This window comes from Burkholderia pyrrocinia, assembly GCF_001028665.1.
Classification (GTDB): Bacteria; Pseudomonadota; Gammaproteobacteria; order Burkholderiales; family Burkholderiaceae; genus Burkholderia; species Burkholderia pyrrocinia.
In genome coordinates, this window is sequence record NZ_CP011504.1 from 1,495,461 (window position 1) to 1,515,662 (window position 20,202).

18 protein-coding genes and 1 pseudogene are annotated in these 20,202 nt (G+C 67.5%); 10 read left to right on the top strand and 9 right to left on the bottom strand.

The features are described from left to right. Positions 1 to 234: 234 nt before the first annotated feature. Positions 235 to 339, bottom strand: a pseudogene (locus ABD05_RS39020) (transcriptional regulator); the annotation flags it as partial. Positions 340 to 397: 58 nt separating this feature from the next. Continuing rightward, positions 398 to 862 (bottom strand): Lrp/AsnC family transcriptional regulator, encoded by a 465-nt coding sequence (locus ABD05_RS22950; protein WP_047902356.1) that lies wholly within the window; start codon positions 860 to 862, stop codon positions 398 to 400. Between the two features lie 190 nt (positions 863 to 1,052). On the opposite strand from ABD05_RS22950, the gene ABD05_RS22955 reads away from it, so the two are divergent. Then, entirely contained in the window at positions 1,053 to 1,679 is a 627-nt protein-coding gene (locus ABD05_RS22955; RefSeq protein ID WP_047902357.1) for a LysE family translocator, read from the top strand. Between the two features lie 6 nt (positions 1,680 to 1,685). Here ABD05_RS22955 and ABD05_RS22960 read toward each other — a convergent pair whose 3' ends face one another. Continuing rightward, positions 1,686 to 2,534: a helix-turn-helix domain-containing protein gene (locus ABD05_RS22960; RefSeq protein WP_047902358.1), complete on the bottom strand. Its 849-nt coding sequence runs from the start codon at positions 2,532 to 2,534 to the stop codon at positions 1,686 to 1,688. A gap of 200 nt (positions 2,535 to 2,734) precedes the next feature. Between ABD05_RS22960 and ABD05_RS22965 the strand changes: the two genes are divergently transcribed. Beyond that, entirely contained in the window at positions 2,735 to 3,688 is a 954-nt protein-coding gene (locus tag ABD05_RS22965; RefSeq protein WP_047903743.1) for a DUF2167 domain-containing protein, read from the top strand. Continuing rightward, entirely contained in the window at positions 3,685 to 4,410 is a 726-nt protein-coding gene (locus ABD05_RS22970) for a site-2 protease family protein (protein WP_047902359.1), read from the top strand. The genes ABD05_RS22965 and ABD05_RS22970 overlap by 4 nt, the downstream gene beginning before the upstream one ends. 61 nt (positions 4,411 to 4,471) lie before the next feature. Here the strand turns inward: ABD05_RS22970 and ABD05_RS22975 are convergent, their stop codons facing one another. Continuing rightward, positions 4,472 to 5,848 carry an MFS transporter gene (locus ABD05_RS22975; RefSeq protein WP_047902360.1) on the bottom strand — a complete coding sequence of 459 codons (1,377 nt, stop codon included), beginning with the start codon at positions 5,846 to 5,848 and terminating at the stop codon, positions 4,472 to 4,474. A 247-nt stretch (positions 5,849 to 6,095) separates the two neighbouring features. On the opposite strand from ABD05_RS22975, the gene ABD05_RS22980 reads away from it, so the two are divergent. Both ABD05_RS22980 and ABD05_RS22985 read left to right on the top strand, forming a co-directional pair. Continuing rightward, positions 6,096 to 7,673: an aldehyde dehydrogenase (NADP(+)) gene (locus tag ABD05_RS22980; RefSeq protein WP_047902361.1), complete on the top strand. Its 1,578-nt coding sequence runs from the start codon at positions 6,096 to 6,098 to the stop codon at positions 7,671 to 7,673. 293 nt (positions 7,674 to 7,966) lie between these two features. Continuing rightward, the gene (locus ABD05_RS22985) at positions 7,967 to 8,518 is read left to right on the top strand and encodes a hypothetical protein (RefSeq protein WP_047902362.1); all 552 of its coding nucleotides are present in this window, start codon (positions 7,967 to 7,969) and stop codon (positions 8,516 to 8,518) included. A 194-nt stretch (positions 8,519 to 8,712) separates the two neighbouring features. Here the strand turns inward: ABD05_RS22985 and kdgD are convergent, their stop codons facing one another. Next, positions 8,713 to 9,627 carry a 5-dehydro-4-deoxyglucarate dehydratase gene (gene kdgD, locus ABD05_RS22990; protein WP_047902363.1) on the bottom strand — a complete coding sequence of 305 codons (915 nt, stop codon included), beginning with the start codon at positions 9,625 to 9,627 and terminating at the stop codon, positions 8,713 to 8,715. 230 nt (positions 9,628 to 9,857) lie between these two features. Here kdgD and garD point away from each other — a divergent pair, with 230 nt between their 5' ends. The 4 genes from garD (at position 9,858) to ABD05_RS23010 (ending at position 13,188) form a co-directional block, all read left to right on the top strand. After that, entirely contained in the window at positions 9,858 to 11,411 is a 1,554-nt protein-coding gene (garD, locus tag ABD05_RS22995) for a galactarate dehydratase (protein ID WP_047902364.1), read from the top strand. Between the two features lie 218 nt (positions 11,412 to 11,629). Next, positions 11,630 to 12,022 carry a nuclear transport factor 2 family protein gene (locus ABD05_RS23000; protein ID WP_047902365.1) on the top strand — a complete coding sequence of 131 codons (393 nt, stop codon included), beginning with the start codon at positions 11,630 to 11,632 and terminating at the stop codon, positions 12,020 to 12,022. Between the two features lie 78 nt (positions 12,023 to 12,100). Then, positions 12,101 to 12,556 carry an RbsD/FucU family protein gene (locus tag ABD05_RS23005; protein WP_047902366.1) on the top strand — a complete coding sequence of 152 codons (456 nt, stop codon included), beginning with the start codon at positions 12,101 to 12,103 and terminating at the stop codon, positions 12,554 to 12,556. A gap of 194 nt (positions 12,557 to 12,750) precedes the next feature. Further along, on the top strand, positions 12,751 to 13,188 hold the full coding sequence (locus ABD05_RS23010; protein WP_047902367.1) for a DoxX family protein: 438 nt from the start codon (positions 12,751 to 12,753) through the stop codon (positions 13,186 to 13,188). A gap of 93 nt (positions 13,189 to 13,281) precedes the next feature. On the opposite strand, the gene ABD05_RS23015 is transcribed toward ABD05_RS23010, so the two are convergent. Both ABD05_RS23015 and ABD05_RS23020 read right to left on the bottom strand, forming a co-directional pair. Beyond that, on the bottom strand, positions 13,282 to 14,592 hold the full coding sequence (locus ABD05_RS23015; protein WP_047902368.1) for an MFS transporter: 1,311 nt from the start codon (positions 14,590 to 14,592) through the stop codon (positions 13,282 to 13,284). A 315-nt stretch (positions 14,593 to 14,907) separates the two neighbouring features. Beyond that, on the bottom strand, positions 14,908 to 16,044 hold the full coding sequence (locus ABD05_RS23020; protein ID WP_082146199.1) for a branched-chain amino acid ABC transporter substrate-binding protein: 1,137 nt from the start codon (positions 16,042 to 16,044) through the stop codon (positions 14,908 to 14,910). A gap of 646 nt (positions 16,045 to 16,690) precedes the next feature. Between ABD05_RS23020 and ABD05_RS23030 the strand changes: the two genes are divergently transcribed. Further along, entirely contained in the window at positions 16,691 to 17,485 is a 795-nt protein-coding gene (locus tag ABD05_RS23030) for an AraC family transcriptional regulator (RefSeq protein WP_047902369.1), read from the top strand. Between the two features lie 70 nt (positions 17,486 to 17,555). Here the strand turns inward: ABD05_RS23030 and ABD05_RS23035 are convergent, their stop codons facing one another. Continuing rightward, positions 17,556 to 17,819: a hypothetical protein gene (locus ABD05_RS23035; RefSeq protein WP_034181781.1), complete on the bottom strand. Its 264-nt coding sequence runs from the start codon at positions 17,817 to 17,819 to the stop codon at positions 17,556 to 17,558. A 289-nt stretch (positions 17,820 to 18,108) separates the two neighbouring features. Continuing rightward, positions 18,109 to 20,001 (bottom strand): bifunctional sugar phosphate isomerase/epimerase/4-hydroxyphenylpyruvate dioxygenase family protein, encoded by a 1,893-nt coding sequence (locus ABD05_RS23040; RefSeq protein WP_047902370.1) that lies wholly within the window; start codon positions 19,999 to 20,001, stop codon positions 18,109 to 18,111. Between the last annotated feature and the right edge of the window lie 201 nt (positions 20,002 to 20,202).

Sequence of the window (20,202 nt, forward strand, 5' to 3'; positions counted from 1 at the left end):
CTGCTGGATTTGAAGATGCCGGAACACCGGCGCTTCCCGGATCTGCACCTTGAGATGCGACGACGCATTCTGATCGGACTCACCGGCGCCCATGTTTGCCATGGCGGCCGATCTCTATGTCTTGGGGAAAGTTCGTCGTGTCGATGTATGCGCTGACCGCCGGCATACCGGTCTTCGGAGCGGCAGCCGGCGTTCAGGCTTCGGCTTCCGTCAATCTTCGTTGCGCGCTTGTTACTACGCCGCCAGCGCCCGCATCGCGTCCACCGTCTCCGGATTCGGCGGAAAGAACGCCTCGATCGCGAGTTCTGAAAGCGTCACGTCGACCGGTGTGCCGTGAACACCGCGACGGCGCGCTGAGCGGACAGCCGGCAGGGCAGCCTGTCACGTTTCGGGGTGCCTAGATCGGCAGGCGCACCGTCTGCTTGATGCGCTTCAGCGGAATCTCCGTTTCGACGTTGCGTACGCCTTCGATCTGCGTGAGCGTTTCCATCTGGAAGCGCTGATAGTCGTCGAGATCCCGCGCGATGACGCGCAGCAGGTAATCGTAGCTGCCGGCCATCAGGTGGCATTCGAGGACTTCGGGCGCTTGCTCCATTTCGCGTGCGAAGCGCTCGACCGTCTTCTTGTCCTGGCGCTCCAGCGTGACGCGCACGAACGCCGTGAACCTCAGGTCGACGGCGGCGGGGTTCAGCAGCGCGACATAGGCGTCGATCACGCCCTGCTCTTCGAGCAGGTGAACGCGGCGCAGGCAGGGCGTGGCCGAGAGCCCGGCCTGTTGCGCGAGTTCGGCGTTCGTCTGGTTCGAATTCTGTTGCAGCGCACGCAGAATGCGCCGGTCGATCGCGTCCAGCTTGATTGGCATTTTTGGCTACTGTGAATGGGATTGGTAGAGAATAGCGCCAATTTCAGTATTTCAGTTAGCCAAATACGCATCCAATCTCCACGGCAACGCGCCGATAATCCGAGGACCGGCCGGCCGGTGCAACGCGCGATGAACGCCCACGGCGCGCGCGATTCCCGTCCCCCCGGCAATCCCCTTCAGGAGATCTCCCATGCTGCACGTATCCTGGCTGCCGTTCATCGCCACGTCCCTTCTGATCATCGTCACGCCGGGCCAGGACATGGTGCTCGTGATGTCGCGCACGCTGTCCGGCGGCACGCGCGCGGGCCTCGTGACCGCGGCGGGTGTCAGCGTCGGGCTGCTCGTGCACACGATGCTCGCGACGCTCGGGCTGGGTGCGCTGCTTCAGGCATCCGAATGGTTGTTCACCGCGCTGAAGGTGGTCGGCGCGCTGTACCTGCTGTACCTCGGTATCACGTTGCTGCGTTCGTCGAGCGAGCTGACGCTCGCAAGCAGCCGCGGTGCGCCGGAATCGCGGCTGCGCACGTTCGCGCAAGGCGCGCTGTCCAACGTGTCGAATCCGAAGGTCGCGCTCTTCTACCTGGCGTTCCTGCCGCAGTTCGTGGCCGCGGGCGCCGCGCATCCGATGCTGTCGCTGTTCGTGCTGGGCGCGACGTTCGCCGGCCTGACGTTTCTCGTCAAGGGGCCGGTCGCGCTGTTCGCCGGCCTGCTGTCGGCATCGATCCGCCGCAACCCGCGCATCCTGACCCGCATGCACCGCGTCAGCGGTGTGGTTCTGCTGGCGCTGGGCGTCAAGCTGGCGTTCGAGCGCCGCTGATGACGGTCATTGCGCCGCCAACGCATCCGCCAGCGCTCGCATCGCGTCCACCGTCTCCGGATTCGCCGGAAAGAACGCCTCGATTGCAAGTTCCGACAGCGTCACGTCGACCGGCGTGCCGAACACCGTCGTCGTACTGAAGAACGTCAGCTCGCCGGCCGCGGTGCGCAGCCGAAGCGGCACGGCGATATCCGCGAAATCGGTGCGCGCGTGCGTGTCGTCGGGCTGGCCGGCCGGCGCCGGATATGCGGCGAGTTCGTCGCGCAGCGCATGCAGCGTGCGGTCGCCGCTCGCATCGATCTGCCGCTGCAGCCGATGCAGGATGTGCGCGCGCCATTCGTGCCAATTGACGATCTGCGACGCGAGGCCGTCCGGATGCAGGCTCAGCCGCAGCACGTTGACGGGCGGCTGCAGTAGCGACGGATCGGCCTGCGCGACCAGCGCGCCGAGCATCCGGTTCGCGGCGAGCAGCGTCCAGTGGCGGTCGACCGCGAGCGCCGGGTAAGGCTCGTGGCCACGCAGCACGGCTTCGACCGCATGGCGTGCGGCATCCAGCTGCGGATCCGAGAACGGCCGCTCGCGAAAGAGCGGCGCAAAGCCGGCCGCCACCAGCAGCGCATTGCGTTCGCGCAGCGGCACGTCGAGCCGCTCCGCGAGATGCAGCACCATCTCGCGGCTCGGCTGAGCCCGTCCCGATTCGACGAAACTCAGGTGGCGCGCGGACACTTCCGCGTCGAGCGCGAGCGCCATCTGGCTCAGGCGCCGGCGCTGGCGCCACGTGCGCAGCAGCGGGCCGATGCCGGCGGCGGGGCCGGCGGACGGGGCGGGCGAATGGAGGGCGGCGGTCGGGTTCATGCAGCAGATGATAGGCAATCCCGCGCGCGTTGGGCATTACCTGCGACGTAAGCATCGCGCCGCTCCCCGGGTGCGTCCCGGCGCTGCGTTACCATAGCCCCCGTGCCAACTGAGAGGCGACGCCGGACCCGCGACGACAACGCATGGGCCGGGTCGTGCACGTTCAAAACAAGGCATTCCAGGGGAATCCGACAATGAAAATGAAAAAACTTGCCGTCCGGCTCGCCTGCGTGGCGACGCTTGCACTCGCCGCGACCAGCGGCCATGCGCAGACCGAAGCTGCGCAGGTGGAAATGAGGGCCGCCGCCGCGGCCGCCAACGAGGCCGTCGTGAAGGGGCCGACCGACATCGACGTGAAGCATGAAGCCGTACTGAAGCTGAAGGCCGGCGAGTCGTTCGTGCCGGCCGCCGAAGCCGGCCGCTACCTGCGCTCGATGGGCAACTCGGTCGACGAATCGAAGCTGGTCGGCCTCGTGCTGCCCGACGATCCGGACGCCGACTGGATCTCGGTCGTGTCGTTCGAGCCGAGCGGCTACATCCGCGACGACGACGCGAAGGACTGGAAGCCCGACGACCTGCTGAAGAGCCTGCAGGCCGGCACCGAGGAAAACAACCCGGCGCGCAAGGAGCGCGGCCTGCCCGAAACCGAGGTGGTCGGCTGGGCGAAGGCGCCCGCGTACGACGCGGCCACGCACCGGCTCGTGTGGTCCGCGATCATCCGCGACAAGGGCGCGGCGCCGAACGCCCAGAACGACGGCGTGAACTACCGGACGCTCGTGCTCGGCCGCGACGGCTACCTGTCGCTGACGATGGCGTCGACGCTGGCCGATCTGCCGAAGTACAAGGCGTCGGCCGACGACCTGCTGTCGAACATCAGCTTCAACGACGGCAAGCGCTACGCCGATTTCAACAAGTCGACCGACCACGTCGCCGAGTACGGCCTCGCGGCGCTGATCGTCGGCGTCGGCGCGAAGAAGCTCGGCCTGCTCGCGCTGATCGGCGCGTTCGCGGTGAAGTTCTTCAAGATCGGCGCGGTCGCGCTGCTGGCCGGCGGCGCGGCGCTGAAGCGCTTCTTCGGGCGCAAGCCGAAGGCGGCCGCGGTGCCGGCCGTCGCCGATGCGTCCGACGTCTCCGGCGCGGAGCGCAAGGAATGACGAAGCTGCTGCTGCTGATTTTCGGCGGCCTCAAGCTCGGCAAGGTGCTCGTTTCGGCGGGCACCATGCTGGCGTCGATCGCGGTCTACGCGCTGTTCTACGGCTGGCGGTTCGCGGCCGGTTTCGTCGCGCTGCTGCTGGTGCACGAGGCCGGCCACTACCTGGCCGCGCAGCGGCGCGGGCTCGACGTCGGGCTGCCGACGTTCATCCCGTTCGTCGGCGCATGGATCCAGCTGAAGGAGATGCCGCACGACGCGGAAACCGAAGCGTATGTCGGGCTCGCCGGGCCGTTCGTCGGCACGCTCGGCGCGCTGGCCTGCTACGCGGCCGCGCGCCACTACGACAGCAACCTGCTGCTCGCGCTGTCGTATACGGGCTTCTTCCTGAACCTGTTCAACATGATTCCGCTGTCGCCGTTCGACGGCGGGCGGATCACCGCGGTGCTGTCGCCGCGCGTCTGGTTTGCTGGCGTGCCGGTGCTGATCGCGCTGTTCGTGTATCGCCCGAGCCCGCTGCTGATCGTGATGGCGATCCTCGCGCTGCCGCAGTTGAAGCGCGCGTGGCGCTACGATCCCGACGCGCCGGAGAACCGCGTGTACTACGCGACGTCGATCGAGACGAAGACGACGTACGCGCTTTGCTATGTCGGCCTGCTCGCGTTCCTCGCGCTGATGACGTCCGGCGTGCACGACATGCTGCGCGTCGCGCATTCCGCGACCTGACGCAAAAACGGCGGCCGCTTTTACGCGGCCGCCGTCGTCTTCCTTCCTTTTCCGCTGAAGCTCAAGCGTCGCGATGACGCAGCTCGACGCGCCTGATGTCCTTCACGATCACGAGATAGCTGAATACGGTGACGAGCGCGTTCAGCCCGACGAACACGAGCGCGCCGTTGAACGAGCCGCTCGCGCCGACGAGGTAGCCGATCGCGATCGGCGCGACGATGCCGGCCGTGTTGCCGAACATGTTGAACAGGCTGCCCGACAGGCCGATCGCTTCCTTCGGCGCGGTGTCCGCGACCACGGCCCAGCCGAGCGAGCCGATCCCCTTGCCGAAGAACGACACGGCCATCAGTACGATCACGAGCGCTTCGCTGTCGACGTAATTGCAGCCGATGATGACCATCGACAGCGCCATCCCGCCGACGATCGGAATCTTGCGCGCGAGCGTCAGCGACACGCCGCGGCGGATCAGCGCGTCCGACAGCATCCCGCCGAGCACACCGCCGAGGAACCCGCAGATTGCCGGCAGCGACGTCATGAAGCCGGCCTTCAGCAGCGACATCCCGCGCGCCTGCACGAGGTAGATCGGGAACCACGTGAGGAAGAAGTACGTGAGCACGTTCACGCAGTACTGGCCGAGATAGACGCCGATCAGCATCCGGTTCGACAGAAGCTGGCGCACGTAGTACCAGCCGGCGACGCGGCTGCCTTCGGACGCCGTACCGGTGCCGCGTGACTTCGACCGAACGAGGCCGCCGCCCTGCTCGATATGGTCGAGTTCCGCGCGGTTCACGGCGGGATGGTCGGCCGGATCCTTCATGACGCGCAGCCACAGGAACGCGAGCGCGATGCCCGCGAGGCCGAGCCACAGGTACACCTGGTGCCAGCCATACGCATGCGTGAGCCACGCCATCAGCGGCGAGAACACGACGGCCGCGAAATACTGCGCGGCGTTGAAGATTGCCGACGCGGTGCCGCGCTCGGCGGTCGGGAACCAGCTCGCGACGACCTTCGCATTGGCGGGGAACGCTGGCGCTTCGGCGATGCCGACCGCAAAGCGCATCGCGAACAGCGCGGCGACCGCGAACGCGGCGCTGCCGCCGAGGCCGATCGTGCTCTGCAGCAATGTGAACGCCGACCACAGGAAGATGCTCGCCGCATACACGCGCCGCGCGCCGAAGCGGTCGAGCAGCCAGCCGCTCGGCAGTTGCGCGAGCACGTACGCCCAGCTGAACGCCGAGAAGATGTAGCCCATTGTCACCGGATCGATGCCGAACGCCTTGCGGATCGGCGTGCCGGTGATCGACAGCGTCGCGCGGTCCGCGTAGTTGAGCGTCGTGACGACGAACAGCATCGCCAGGATCCAGTAGCGCACGGCGGTCCGGCGCGCGGTGCGCGCGAGGTCGATCGGAAGATCCCGAGGGGTGGTCTGATTGGGCATGTTAATGTACGTCGTCGTATGACATGAGCGGAAGTTTATGAGGGTTGGTCGAGCTCAGAAACCTCGGGTTTTCCCTTTGAAGTGCAGCGAAAAGTGGTCAAAATTTGGGCATAGACTGAATGAGTAAGGGATTCACGCATAGTGTGGCAAGATCGACGATCAGCATGAATCGCGAAATCGTGTCGGCAGACATCGTATCTGTTGAGCTACAATGAACCCATCATTCCCGAACCACGGAGCACACCCCATGCAACTGACAGGAGAGATGCTGATCGGCGCCGAAGCGGTGACCGGCTCGGCCGGACCCTTGCTCGCGTTCGACCCGACGAAGGGCGCGCCGATCGATGCGCCGGCGTTCGGCGTCGCGACGCAGGCCGACGTCGACCGCGCGTGCGAGCTCGCGCGCGACGCGTTCGATGCGTACCGCGCGCAGCCGCTCGCGGCCCGCGCGGCGTTTCTCGACGCGATCGCGGATGAAATCGTCGCGCTCGGCGATGCGCTGATCGAGCGTGCGCACGCCGAAACGGGCCTGCCCGTCGCGCGGCTGCAGGGCGAGCGCGGCCGCACCGTCGGCCAGCTCCGGTTGTTCGCGCGCGTCGTGCGCGACGGGCGCTTCCTCGCCGCGTCGATCGATCCCGCGCAGCCCGCGCGCACGCCGCTGCCGCGCTCGGACCTGCGTCTGCAGAAGGTCGGGCTCGGGCCCGTCGCCGTGTTCGGCGCGAGCAACTTCCCGCTCGCGTTCTCGGTGGCCGGCGGCGATACGGCGTCGGCGCTCGCGGCCGGCTGCCCGGTCATCGTGAAGGGGCACGAGGCCCACCTCGGCACGTCCGAGCTGGTCGGTCGCGCAATCCGCGCCGCTGTCGCGAAATGCGGGATGCCGGCCGGCGTGTTCTCGCTGCTGATCGGCCCCGGCCGCGTGACGGGTGCCGCGCTCGTCAGCCATCCGGCGATCCAGGCCGTCGGCTTCACGGGTTCGCGGCAGGGCGGCATGGCGCTCGTGCAGCTTGCGAACGCGCGTCCGCAGCCGATTCCCGTCTACGCGGAAATGAGCAGCATCAACCCGGTCGTGCTGTTCCCGGCCGCGCTCGCCGCGCGCGGCGACGCGATCGCGACGGGCTTCGTCGATTCGCTGACGCTCGGCGTCGGCCAGTTCTGTACGAATCCCGGCCTCGTGCTCGCGATCGACGGCCCCGACCTCGACCGCTTCGAAGCCGTCGCCGCGCAGGCGCTCGCGAAGAAGCCGGCCGGCGTGATGCTCACGCGCGGCATCGCCGATGCGTATCGCAACGGCCGCGGCAAGCTGGCCGAACTGCCGGGCGTGCGCGAAATCGGTGCGGGCGAGGCCGCGCAGACCGAATGCCAGGCGGGCGGCGCGCTGTACGAAGTCGGCGCGCAGGCGTTCCTGGCCGAGCCGGCGTTCAGCCACGAGGTGTTCGGGCCGGCGTCGCTGGTCGTGCGCTGCCGCGATCTCGACGAAGTCGCGCGCGTGCTCGACGCGCTCGAAGGCCAGTTGACGGCCACGCTGCAAATGGACGCCGACGACAAGCCGCTCGCGCGCCGGCTGCTGCCGATCCTCGAACGCAAGGCCGGGCGCCTGCTCGTCAACGGTTATCCGACCGGCGTCGAGGTGTGCGATGCGATGGTGCACGGCGGGCCGTTCCCCGCGACGTCGAACCCGGCCGTCACGTCGGTCGGCGCGACGGCGATCGAGCGCTTCCTGCGGCCCGTGTGCTACCAGGACTTCCCGGACGACCTGCTGCCCGAAGGGCTGCAGGAGCGCAATCCGCTCGCGATTCCGCGCCTGCGGGACGGGAAGGCGGAGTGACGGGCCGGATCGACTGAGGGCGCGATCCCCGGCGGCCGGTGCGCCGGGGCGGAAAAACAGAAAGGCGGAAGTGGCCGGTGGGCCGCTTCCGCCTTTTTGCATGGCGGGCGTTCGTGCCGCCGATCTCGTCGGGTCAGTGGGCGGGGTGAGCGGCAGCACCGGGTGCGCCAGGCTGCCGTCGATCTTGCCGCCTTCCGCGTCGCCGGAATTTCTCCTACAGTAGCGGAGCCCCGGACCATGCGGTCCGCGGGCGAGCCTGAGAGACCGACAAAAGACAACGAGGGAACCCTCCAATGAACATCAACAAGCGTGGCGATCACCTGTTCGCGGCCGGATTGTGGAAAGCGATCGGCGACGTCGCGAAATCCGTGCGCACCCAGATCGGCCAATACAGCGAAGGGCGCGTGCTCGCGAATGCGCTGCTGGAATTCCAGCGCGACCTGGGCGGCAGCGAGTTCGACGTGACGATCAACCAGGGGCGGCTCGTCACGGGCGCCGACGCGCATTCGCTCGTGTTCGGGCAGGCCGTTCGCCGTTTCCGGCAGGACATGGAAGCGCTGGTGTTCGCGCTCCAATACCGGCGCAGCATCGACGAACGCGACCAGGGCCTGCGCGCCGAAGCGCTGACGCAGGCGAACAGCCAGCTCGCGACCGCGAAGCAGTCGGCGACGATCACGGTCGGCCGGTTCTTCGATGCGGTCGTCGACCGCGACGTGCTCGGACAGATTCTCGACGGCGAATCGAAGGCGCGTGCGCGTACGGGCGCGCAGGACCAGATCGAGACAACGCGGGTCAAGCTGGGGAACGTGCGCTACCGGATCGTCGGGATCATCGCGCAGATGTGACGGGGAGGGCCGGCCCGCGAAGTGGGCGGCGTCGGGCGGAGCGGCGGAGCGCTGCGGCGGAGGCGGCACGCATCGCGGCGGATGCGTGCGCAGTGGCCGATACAAACGGGGCCGCGACAGGGTCAAACCGGCGCGCGGCGCAACAACAGCCGGCCGCGGCGCCGATAACGGCGCCACGCCGGTCATACCCGCTCTTACTGCGGGCCCATCTTCTTGATCAGCACATCGAGCTCCGCGGCTTCGGCCTCGGTGAGGTCGACGAGCGGCGCGCGCACGGGGCCCGCGTCGTGGCCGACGAGCTTCGCACCCGCCTTCACGATGCTGACCGCATAACCCGCGCGGCGATTGCGGATCTTCAGGTACGGCAGGAAGAAATCGTCGATCAGGCGGCCGACCGTCGCGTGGTCGTCCTTCGCGATCGCTTCGTAGAAATCCATCGCCGTCTTCGGGATGAAGTTGAACACGGCCGACGAGTACACCGGCACGCCGAGCGCCTTGTATGCGGCCGCATAGACTTCGGCCGTCGGCAGGCCGCCGAGGTAGGCGAACCGGTCGCCGAGGCGGCGGCGGATCGTGACCATGCTCTCGATCTCGCCGACGCCGTCCTTGAAGCCGATCAGGTTCGGGCAACGGTCGGCGAGGCGCTCGAGCATGTCGGCGTTCAGCTTCGAATTCGCGCGGTTGTACACCACGACGCCGATCTTCAGCGCGCGGCACACCTGCTCGACGTGGTCGGCGATCCCTTCCTGGCTCGCTTCGGTCAGGTAGTGCGGCATCAGCAGCACGCCGCTCGCGCCGAGGCGCTCGGCTTCCTGCGCATATTCGATCGCGACGCGCGTCGCACCGCCCGCGCCGGCGAGGATCGGCACCTTGCCCTTGCAGGTTTCCGTCGCGACGCGGATCACGTCCGAATACTCGCGCTGCGTGAGCGAGAAGAATTCACCGGTGCCGCCGGCCGCGAACAGCGCGCTCGCGCCATACGGCGCCAGCCATTCGAGGCGCTCGGCATAGGTGGTCGGGCGGAAGTTGCCGTCGGCGTCGAAGTCGGTCAGCGGAAACGACAGCAGGCCGTGGGAGATGATCTGTTTGAGTTCTTGCGGTGAAGTCATGGTTGGGGTCGTCCGTCTAGCGCGAGTGCTGGGTTCGTCGGGAACGGCATACGTGCCACTTTGGCGATGTCGTTGTATGTCATCGTACAACGAGGGCAAAGGTGGCGCAAGCGGTTTGCTGGCGGTTCGATAGTAGGGTCTTTCCGGATAAGGGTTTACGCAGCATCGCCGGTTGGGGGTGAGTGTCGTATGATGACTAACGATATGACCGGTCGCTTCCAGGAATTCCAATGACTGCTTCCCCTCTCTACATCCGTGTGCACCCGGACGACAACGTCGCGATCGTCGTCAACGACGGCGGCCTGCGCGAAGGCGCGACGTTCGCCGACGGGCTGACGCTGCGCGAAGGCGTGCCGCAGGGGCACAAGGTCGCGTTGGCCGACCTTGCGGCCGGCGACCCGATCGTCCGCTACAACGTGGTGATCGGCTATGCGCTGACCGACCTGCGGCGCGGCAGCTGGGTCAACGAACGCACGATGCGCATGCCCGAGCCGCCGGGGCTCGACGACCTGCCGCTCGCGACGCGTGCCGCACCGCCGCTGGCGCCGCTCGAAGGCTATACGTTCGAGGGCTTCCGCAATGCCGACGGCTCGGTCGGCACGCGCAACATCCTCGCGATCACGACGACCGTGCAGTGCGTGTCGGGCGTCGTCGAACATGCGGTGAAGCGGATCAAGGCCGAGCTGCTGCCGCGCTACCCGAACGTCGACGACGTGGTCGGGCTCGAGCATACGTACGGCTGCGGCGTCGCGATCGATGCGCCCGACGCCGACATCCCGATCCGCACGCTGCGCAACATCAGCCTGAACCCGAACTTCGGCGGCGAGGTGATGACCGTGAGCCTCGGCTGCGAGAAGCTGCAGCCCGAGCGCTTGCTGCCGCCCGGCACGATTCCGGTGGCCGCCGACGGCGCGACCGACAACGGCGGCGTCGTGTGTCTGCAGGACGCCGCGCACGTCGGCTTCAACTCGATGATCGACTCGATCATGAAGATGGCCGAAGCGCATCTCGAGCGGCTGAACCGCCGCCGCCGCGAGACGTGCCCCGCGGCGGACCTCGTCGTCGGCGTGCAGTGCGGTGGCAGCGACGCGTTTTCGGGGCTCACCGCGAACCCGGCTGTCGGCTTCGCGGCCGACCTGCTCGTGCGCGCGGGTGCGACGATCATGTTCTCCGAGGTGACGGAAGTGCGCGACGGCGTCGCGCAGCTCACGTCGCGCGCGGCGAACGAGGATATTGCACGCGACATCATTCGCGAGATGGACTGGTACGACCGCTACCTGCAGCGCGGCCGCGTCGACCGCAGCGCGAACACGACGCCCGGCAACAAGAAGGGCGGCCTGTCGAACATCGTCGAGAAGGCGATGGGCTCGATCGTGAAGTCGGGCAGCGCGCCGATCGCCGGCGTCGTGCGACCCGGCGATCGCGCGCGGCAGAAGGGGCTGCTGTATGCGGCGACGCCCGCGAGCGACTTCATCTGCGGCACGCTGCAACTCGCGGCGGGAATGAACCTGCACGTGTTCACGACCGGTCGCGGCACGCCGTACGGTCTCGCGCAGGTGCCGGTGATCAAGGTCGCGACGCGCAGCGATCTCGCGCGCCGCTGGCATGATTTGATGGATCTCGACGCGGGGCAGATCGCGACCGGCGCGGCCACGATCGAGGACGTGGGCTGGGAGCTGTTCCGGCTGATGCTCGACGTCGCGAGCGGCAAGCGCCGCACGTGGGCCGAGCAATGGAAGCTCGCGAATGCGCTGACGCTGTTCAATCCGGCGCCGGTGACCTGACGCGCGCGGTGGTGACGGCAGACGATGCGGGCGCCTTCGGGCGCCCGTTTTCATTGCGGCGGCGGGCTCGCGATTCGGCGCATGCGTGCCGTACGCGGCCGGCACGAATTCCTTACCTCGCACGTAATCGACCGCCCGCGCGAGGCCGGCGACGATAGCGGCACGCGGACACGAAACGTTCGCGGCATCGTCCCCTCATCGATACAAGGAGCCTCGCCATGAATACTGCCCAATCCGCACAGTCCGCCCACGCCGACCTGATCGACCGCTACTTCGACGCATGGAACGAAGCCGACGTCGCGCGTCGCCGCGCGCTGATCGATGCGACCTACGCGAGCGACGCGGCCTATCGCGATCCGCTGATGGCCGGCGACGGCCACGCGGGTATCGACACGATGATCGCGGCCGTGCAGGCGCGCTTCCCTGCATACCGCTTCCGCCGCACGACCGACGTCGACGCGTTCGGTCAGCACCTGCGGTTCTCGTGGGCGCTCGTGTCGCCCGACGGCGCGGCGATCGTGAAGGGCTCGGACTTCGGCACGGTCGACGCGTCGGGCCGTCTCGCGTCGGTCACGGGTTTCATCGACGAAATGCCGGCCGCGGCGTCGTAAAGCGAGCGACGCATGCGCAGCTGCCACCGGGATCGGGTAACGTTACGCATTCGTTCCTGATCCCGGAGACAATCCCACATGCTGAAGAATCTCGACCCGCTGCTGCACGCCGATATCCTGCACGCGCTGCGCGCGATGGGCCACGGTGACGAAGTCGCGATCTGCGACGCGAATTTCCCGGCGGAATCCGTCGCGGAGCACACGGTGGTCGGCCGCGCGCTGCGGATCGACGGGGCCGATTCGGCGCGCGTCGCGCGTGCGGTGCTGTCGGTGCTGCCGCTCGACACCTACGTCGACACGCCGGCGTGGCGGATGGAAGTCGTCGGCGACGCGGCCGCGGTGCCGCCGGTGCAGCGCGAGGTGCAGGCCGAGATCGACCGCGCGGAAGGGCGTGCGGTGCCGCTCACGGGCATCGAGCGTTTCGCGTTCTACGAGCGCGCGCAGCAGGTGTACGCGGTGATCGTCACCGGCGAGCTGCGCGGCTACGGCTGCTTCATCTTCAAGAAAGGCGTGCTGTTGAGCGACGCGGGCTAAACGCCTTTTTCGTGCCGGCACCGCCGGCTGCGCGGCCGCCGCCGTGTAAAGATTTGCTACAACCTTTTTCTTGGACCCGGCCGAAAGACCCTCTATGCTGGCCCATTTGCCGCAGGCCCAGCAGGGCCGCGCGGCCCCTGAGCTTCACGGGCACGCCCCGTGCGGCCGGCCGAATTGCATACGAGGAGAGAGGCATGACGCGTTCCGTCGATTCCGGCGTCATTTTTTTCGCGCGCCTGGCACTGGCGGCGTTGTTCTTGTGGGGCGGCGTGATGAAGCTGCTCGGCTACAGCGATTTCGTCGGTTACCTGCATGGGCTGAACGTGCCGTATCCGCAGGTCATCGGGCCGATCGTCGTCGCGATCGAGGGGCTTGGCGGCCTGCTGCTGATCGTCGGCTACAAGGTGAAGCCGCTCGCGCTGCTGATGGCGTTCTATACGGTTGCGACCGCGATGGTCGGGCACAATTTCTGGGACGCGACGGACGCCGCGGTCCAGCACGAGATGGTGATCCACTTCTGGAAGAACATCTCGATCGCCGGCGGTTTCCTGCTGCTGTTCGTCACCGGTGCCGGCGGCGCGAGCATCGACGGCCTGCGTCGTCCGAGTTCGTCGTACGGCGGCCTGCGCTGATCGCACGCGCGCCGTTGCGCTGAAGCAAAACAAAAGGGCCGAATCCCGCGGGATTCGGCCCTTTGTTCATGGAACGGGCGCGTGCGCCAGCGTTCAGTGCGTGCCCTTCACGTCCTTCGCATCTTTCGAGAACTGCACGGCGATCGCGCCGAGCACGCAGATCGCCGCGACGTACACGACCGGCGCGAGCGGATTCGACTTCATCATCAGCGACACGATCACCGGCGTGAGGCCGCCGAAGATCGCGTATGCGACGTTGTATGAGAACGAGATGCCCGAGAAGCGCACGACGGCCGGGAAGCTCTTGACCATCACGAACGGCACCGCGCCGATCGTGCCGACCATGAAGCCCGCGATCCCGTAGTAGAGCGGCAGCGTCGACGCGTCGGCCGCGACCTGCACGAACAGCAGGTAGTAGCACGCGGCGAGCCCGAGGCCGCCGATGCCGAGCACGCGCTTCGCGCCGATCCAGCCCGCGAGCGAACCCGCGGTGATGCAGCCGGCCGTCAGGCACAGCGTCGCGACGCTGTTCGCGAACAGCGTCGTCGCGGGCGTCAGGTGGAACTGCTTCTGCAGCAGCGCGGGCGTCATCAGGATCACGACGACGATCGCTGCAGACAGCATCCACGTGAGCAGCATCGACACGATCACCGCACGGCCGTGGTCGCGCAGCACGGCCTTCAGCGGAATCTCGGCCGCGAGCGCCTTCTTCGCCTTCATCTCGGCGAACACCGGCGTTTCATGCAGCCAGCGGCGCAGGTACACGGAGAACAGCCCGAACACGCCGCCGAGCAGGAACGGGATGCGCCATGCGAACGCACCGACTTCGGCGGTCGAGTAACGGCTGTTGATGCCGGCGGCGACGAGCGAGCCGAGCAGGATGCCGGCCGTGAGGCCTGCGGTCAGCGTGCCGCAGGCATAGCCGATATGACGCGACGGCACATGCTCGGACACGAACACCCACGCGCCCGGCACTTCGCCGCCGACCGCCGCGCCCTGCAGCACGCGGAACAGCAGCAGCAATACCGGCGCGAGGATGCCGATCGAGTCGTAGGTCGGCAGCAGGCCCATCAGCAGCGTCGGCACGGACATCATCAGCACGCTCAGCGTGAACATCCGCTTGCGGCCGAACAGGTCGCCGAAGTGCGCCATGATCACGCCGCCGAGCGGGCGCGCGAGATAGCCGGCCGCGAAGATGCCGAACGTCTGCAACTGGCGCAGCCAGTCGGGAATGTCGTGCGGGAAGAACAACTGCCCTATCGCCGGTGCGAAGAACACGAAGATGATGAAGTCGTAGAACTCGAGGGCACCGCCGAGTGCGGCAAGGCCAAGGGTTTTATAGTCGCCGCGCGTGAGCGCGCGTTCGGCGGCGCGAGGCACGCCGCTCAATTCGGAAGCTTGCATGGTCAGGACGATCGGTTTTCGAATGTTGTTGTCGGTGCTGCGTCTCCAGGGCCCGCTATCGGCATGGACTGACAAGGCGCGGCTTGCGTCGTCGAAGCGTGCCGGGTGCCGGATAGGGCACGAAACACGTACCGCCGCACCGGGATGGGGCGCGGCGCAGACGAAGCGTCAAAGCGGGTGGGGGGATTCTACAGGAGCGCGAAATGCGCGCGCGCGGGTGCGCGCCGACGAACGCTTCGGACCGTGCAGCCGAAGCGCGCGCGGCGCGGGCGGCCGGTGAGCCGCTTGCGCGCCGCGCGGGGCAGGTCTCGCGTATCAGTTGCCGGCGATCGTATCGACCGGCTTGAACGTGCCGTGCTCGACCTTGTAGATCGTGACCGGCGCATCCTTCAGGTCGCCCTTCGTGTCGTACGCGATGCTGGGGGCCGACACGCCCTTGACCGACACCTTGCCGAGATACGGCGTGTACACCTTCGGGTCGGTCGAGTTCGCGTCCTTCATCGCGGTGAGCAGCGCGATCGTGCCGTCATACGAGTACGGCGAATACGTGATCACGTCTTCGTTGAAGCGCGCCTTGTAGCGTGCCGCGTAGCCGGCGAAGCCCGGCATCTTTTCCTTCGGCAGTCCGCCCATGTACACGATCGCGCCTTCGGTCGCGTCGCCGCCGACCTTCAGGAACGTCGGCGAGCGCGACATCTCACCCGTCACGAACGCCGACTTCATCCCGAGCTGGCGCATCTTGCGGATCATCGGCGACGATTGCGCGTCGCCGCCGCCGTAGAAGACCGCGTCCGGATTGACGCCCTTCAGGTTGGTCAGGATCGCCGAGAAATCGAGCGCCTTGTCGTTCGTGAAGTCGCGCTTGACGATCGTGCCGCCCGCCGCCTCCACGGCCTTCGCGAATTCGTCGGCGATGCCCTGGCCGTACGCCGTGCGGTCGTCGATGATCGCGATGCGCTTGAAGCGCAGCGTCTTCACCGCGTACGTGCCGACGATGCGGCCCGCTTGCGCGTCGCTCGTCAGCAGCCGGTAGGTCGTCTTGTAGCCGCGCGCCGTGTATTGCGGCGACGTTGCCATCGAGATCTGCGGCAGCCCCGCGCGATCGTACAGGTCGGACGCCGGAATGCTGGTGCCCGAGTTGAAGTGGCCGATGATCCCGCGGACGTTGTCGTCGATCAGCCGCTGCGCGACGGTCGTGCCCGTGCGCGGGTCGGCCTGGTCGTCCTGCGAGTCGAGCTGGAACGTGACGGGCTTGCCGCCGATCGTCGGACGCGTCGCGTTGAAGTCGGCGATCGCGAGCTGCACGCCCTTCTGCATGTCCGAGCCGTAGTTCGACTGCGGGCCGGTCAGCGGTGCGGCGAAACCGATCTTGACGACGTCGGCGGCGATGGCGTGCGCGCCCGACAGTGCGCAGGCAGCGGCCAGCGCGACGTGCGATACCTTCAGCTTCACTTTCACTTCCCCTTGATGGCGTGGTTGGGCCGCCGGCTAGTGTGCCGGCGCCGGTAAACCGGGCGAGACGTTTCGGTCGGCAGGCCGATGCGAGGGCCGTACCGACTCGCCGCGCGTTGCCCGGCTTGTGCAGGAATCGGCGTGCGCGACGGTTGCCTGAGCGGGCCGCGCGTGCCGATTGCTGCAGCGGTGCGATGACGTCTCGTGACCGTGAAGCGAAGTCTAGATAGCGAAAATGCGCGCGTCTTGCGCGTTCGGTGCGCGGCCGGCGACGATATCGGCATATCGTCGATAACCCTGATATATGCCGAAATCGTCACGCTGGATGCGCAATCGCGCCAAGACGTTGCACGTCCGCATTTTTAGGATGGGGGATTCGGGCGTGCCGTGCCGGCGCGCCGATGCGGCACGTCGGCATCGGCGCATGCGTGACTGCATGCGGCGGCGCAAGCGGATTCGCGGCCGGCCGCCGCACCCGCAGCGCAGTCGTTGCGCGCGCAACGGTTTGTCGCTTGCCGATGCCGGCCGATCGGCGTCGCGATGCGGCGGCTGCCGCCAGCTTGCCCGCCGCTGCAATCGTCACGCCGCGATTGAAGTGGCGCTCCTATAATCGACGCCATCTGCCACTCGCTTCGCGGTTGCCGGGATGACGACCTTGCTTGCCGTACCGCCCATGAGCCTGTCCGACACGTTGCGCTACCAGCCCGACAACGCCGATCTCGGCGCGATGCTCGCGCACTTTCGCCTGCTCGAACCGGTGTTCGATGCGCTGCCGGACGTCGCGTTCTTCGTGAAGGATGCGAACGGCCGCTACGCGCTCGTCAACCGCACGCTGGCGATGCGCTGCGGCTACAAGGAGAAGCGCGACCTGCTCGGCAAGACGACCGACGAAGTGTTCCCGCGCCGCTTCGGCCGCAGCTATTTCGAGCAGGACATGGCGACGATCAACGCCGGCCAGCAACTGACGGACCAGCTCGAGCTGCACCTGTATCCGGGCCGCCAGCCGGGCTGGTGCCTGACCTGCAAGGAGCCGCTGCGCGACGCCGCGGGCAAGGTGGTCGGCCTCGCGGGCATCTCGCGCGACCTGAAGGCACACGAGGGGTCGCATCCGGCCTACAGCAAGCTCGCCGATGTGGTCCAGCACATCCAGGATCACTACGTGCAGCCGCTGAACCTGAAGCATCTCGCGCAGATGGCCGGGATGTCGGTCGCGCAGCTCGAACGCTACTTCCACAAGGTGTTCCACCTGACGCCGCGCCAGGTGCTGCTGAAGACGCGGCTCGATGCGGCTACCGCGCTGCTCATCACGCACGACAAGGTGACCGACGTCGCGGCGCTATGCGGCTACACGGATCACAGCGCGTTCACGCGCCAGTTCAAGGCGACGGTCGGCGTGACGCCGACGGAATACCGGTTGATGCTGCAGGAGCGGGCGGGGTGACGCGAGACGCCGGACGGGCCGGCGCGTCGCAGGGATCGGGGCAATGCGGGGAAACGGGGAAAACCGTGGCTCAGCGGTAGCCGAGCCCTTTCAGGACGGCCGTGCCGTCTTCGGTCAGCCGGAAGCTCGGGGCCGTATCGGGGTCGAGCTTGACCATCTCGACGAGACCGGCTTCCTGCAGCGCAGGCAATTCGGCTTTGGCGTTCGCGCCGATCGGTGCGTGCAGCAGCACCAGCAGCGTCGCGATTTCGTGATGACTGAGCAGGCGGCGCAGCATCGTCTTCTTTGCAGGGGGCGCGGCCTGGCGGCCCGCGGGTGCTTCTACGGCGCTCATCGCTTTCCTCCTTTTCGAGATAACCATCGGGTACTGGTTGCGGATGGTGCCGTCGAAGACTTAAGCGATTCTTAAAACCGGGGCGGGCGACGGGATGCTGCGCTGCGGTACGGGTTACCGGATGTAACGTCATACGGTGCGCGGCGCCCGGCCCGGTCGCGGGCAGCCGCGCGGGCTGGTGCGCGGCCGCGCGATTCACCACGATGGTGCGCGTCGGATGCGGCTCTTTGCGTCGGCCGCTGGGCACGATCCGATTCCGCCCCCAAAAAACGCGATTCGCGCCCTTCCCTTATTTCCTGCGCTGCGCTTGCGCGGCGAGCCGCACGGCTGCGTTCGCCGCGCCGTAGCCGTCGTATCCGCCGCGCCGTTCGACGATTTCGAGCGAGAAGCGGTTGTCGACCAGTTCCGTATACGCGTGCAGGAATTCGCCGCCGTGCTCGTCGCGGTCGTACAGCAGGTGGTGCGCGCTCAGCGTGTCGATCAGTTCGTCCGGCAGCGCGTAGCGCGCGGCGAGATCGTCGTAGTAGTTCGGCGGAATGCGCAGGAACGGCACGCCGTCGGCCGCGAACGCGGCGATCGTCTTCACGATGTCGTCCGTGCGGAACGCGACGTGGTTCAGCCCCGTGCCGTGGTAGCGGTCGAGCGATTCGGCGACGGCCGTGTGACGGTCGACCGACGCGTTCAGCGCGATCCGCACCGAGCCGTCGGCGCTGCGCACCGCGCGGCTGCGCATCAGCCCGTACGGGTCGGGCACGAGCCAGCTGCGCTCGGCCTCGAAGCCGAACGCCGTCTTGAAGAACAGGATCCACGTGTCGAGCGCGTCGGCCGGCAGGGCCAGGCACACATGGTCGATGCCCGTCAGCGGGCCGACTTCGCTCGGGCCGTCGATGTCGGTCAGCACGAAGTCCGATTCATACAGCGTCGGCGCGTTCGGCGCTTCGTCGACGAAATACTCGAGGCTGCCGTCCGGCGCCTGCACGCCCGGCAGCACGCGCTCGTTCGGCCCGACGCGGCCGGAGAACGGCGCGTAGCCGAAGCCGGCCGCGCGCTCGAACGCCACTTTCGCGTCGTCGACGCGGAACGCCGACGCGCACAGCGACAGCCCGTGCTGCTGGAAGAACACATCGGCGAACGAGTCGCGCTCCGCGTTCAGCACGATCGACGCGGCGCCGTGCTGGAACAGCGTCACGTCTTTCGAGCGGTGCCGGCCGGCGAGCCGGAAGCGCATCCTGCCGAGCCATTCGCCGACGGTTGCCGCTGCCTGCGCGTCGACAGCGAATTCGATGAACTGGAACCCGACGTGCGCGGGCGGCGCCGGGGGCGCGAACAGCGGCTGGCTGGCGGCCGGCGCACGGCCGTCCTGCGCGAGCCGCGTGCGCGTCAGCTCTTCCAGATAAAGCAGCGAGCGATGGCCGTCGGCGGCCGTGACCGCGGTCGGCGCCGCGCGGAAGCCGTCGTTGAAAATTTCGAGCGACAGCGGCCCCGTGTAGCCCGACTCGATCACGCGCGCGGTGAAGCGCGCGAGGTCGAAGTCGCCCTGGCCCGGGAACGACCGGTAGTGGCGGCTCCATTCGAGCACGTCCATCGCGAGCTTCGGCGCATCGGCAATCTGCACGAACGCGATCCGGTCGCCGGGAATCTCGGCGATCGCATCCGGCGAATCGTCGAGCGACAGCGTGTGGAAGCTGTCGAGCGCGAGGCCGAGATGCGGGCTGTTCACGGCATTCACGAGTTTCCACGCATGGCCGTACCGGTTCACGACGCGGCCCCACGCAAGCGCTTCGTACGCGGCGACCACGCCGGCCTCCCGGGCGGCTTCGGCGAGCGCGCCGAGCTGGTCGACGAGCAGCCCGTCGTCCGCGATCGTGTCGGCCGACACGTTGCTGCAGACGAGGATGCGGTCGGTGCCGAGCGCATGCATCACGTCGAACTTGCGCTTGATGCGATCGAGGTTGCGCGCGAGCTGTGCCGCGCTCACGCCTTCGAAATCGCGAAACGGCTGGAACAGCACGATGTCGAGGCCGAGATCGTCGGCCATGCGCCGGACGTCGGCCGGCGATCCGTCGAAGTAGACGAGGTCGTTTTCGAAGATTTCGACGCCGTCGAAGCCTGCGGCCTGGATGGCGGCGAGCTTCTCGGCGAGCGTGCCGGACAGTGACACGGTGGCGATCGAGCGCTGCATGGGCGATTCCTGCGGATGAGCGGGGCATGGCGTCGGTCGACCCGGCCCTGAATGAACCAGTCGTTGAGTTCCGGGCGCGCGCCATATCCCGAATTTACTGGGTAAGTGACATGGATTATACAAACTAACTAGGTGGTACAAATTAGCGAAAACCCGAAAAGACTTTGCGCTTGCGCAAGCGCACACTAGCGCCAAATCTTG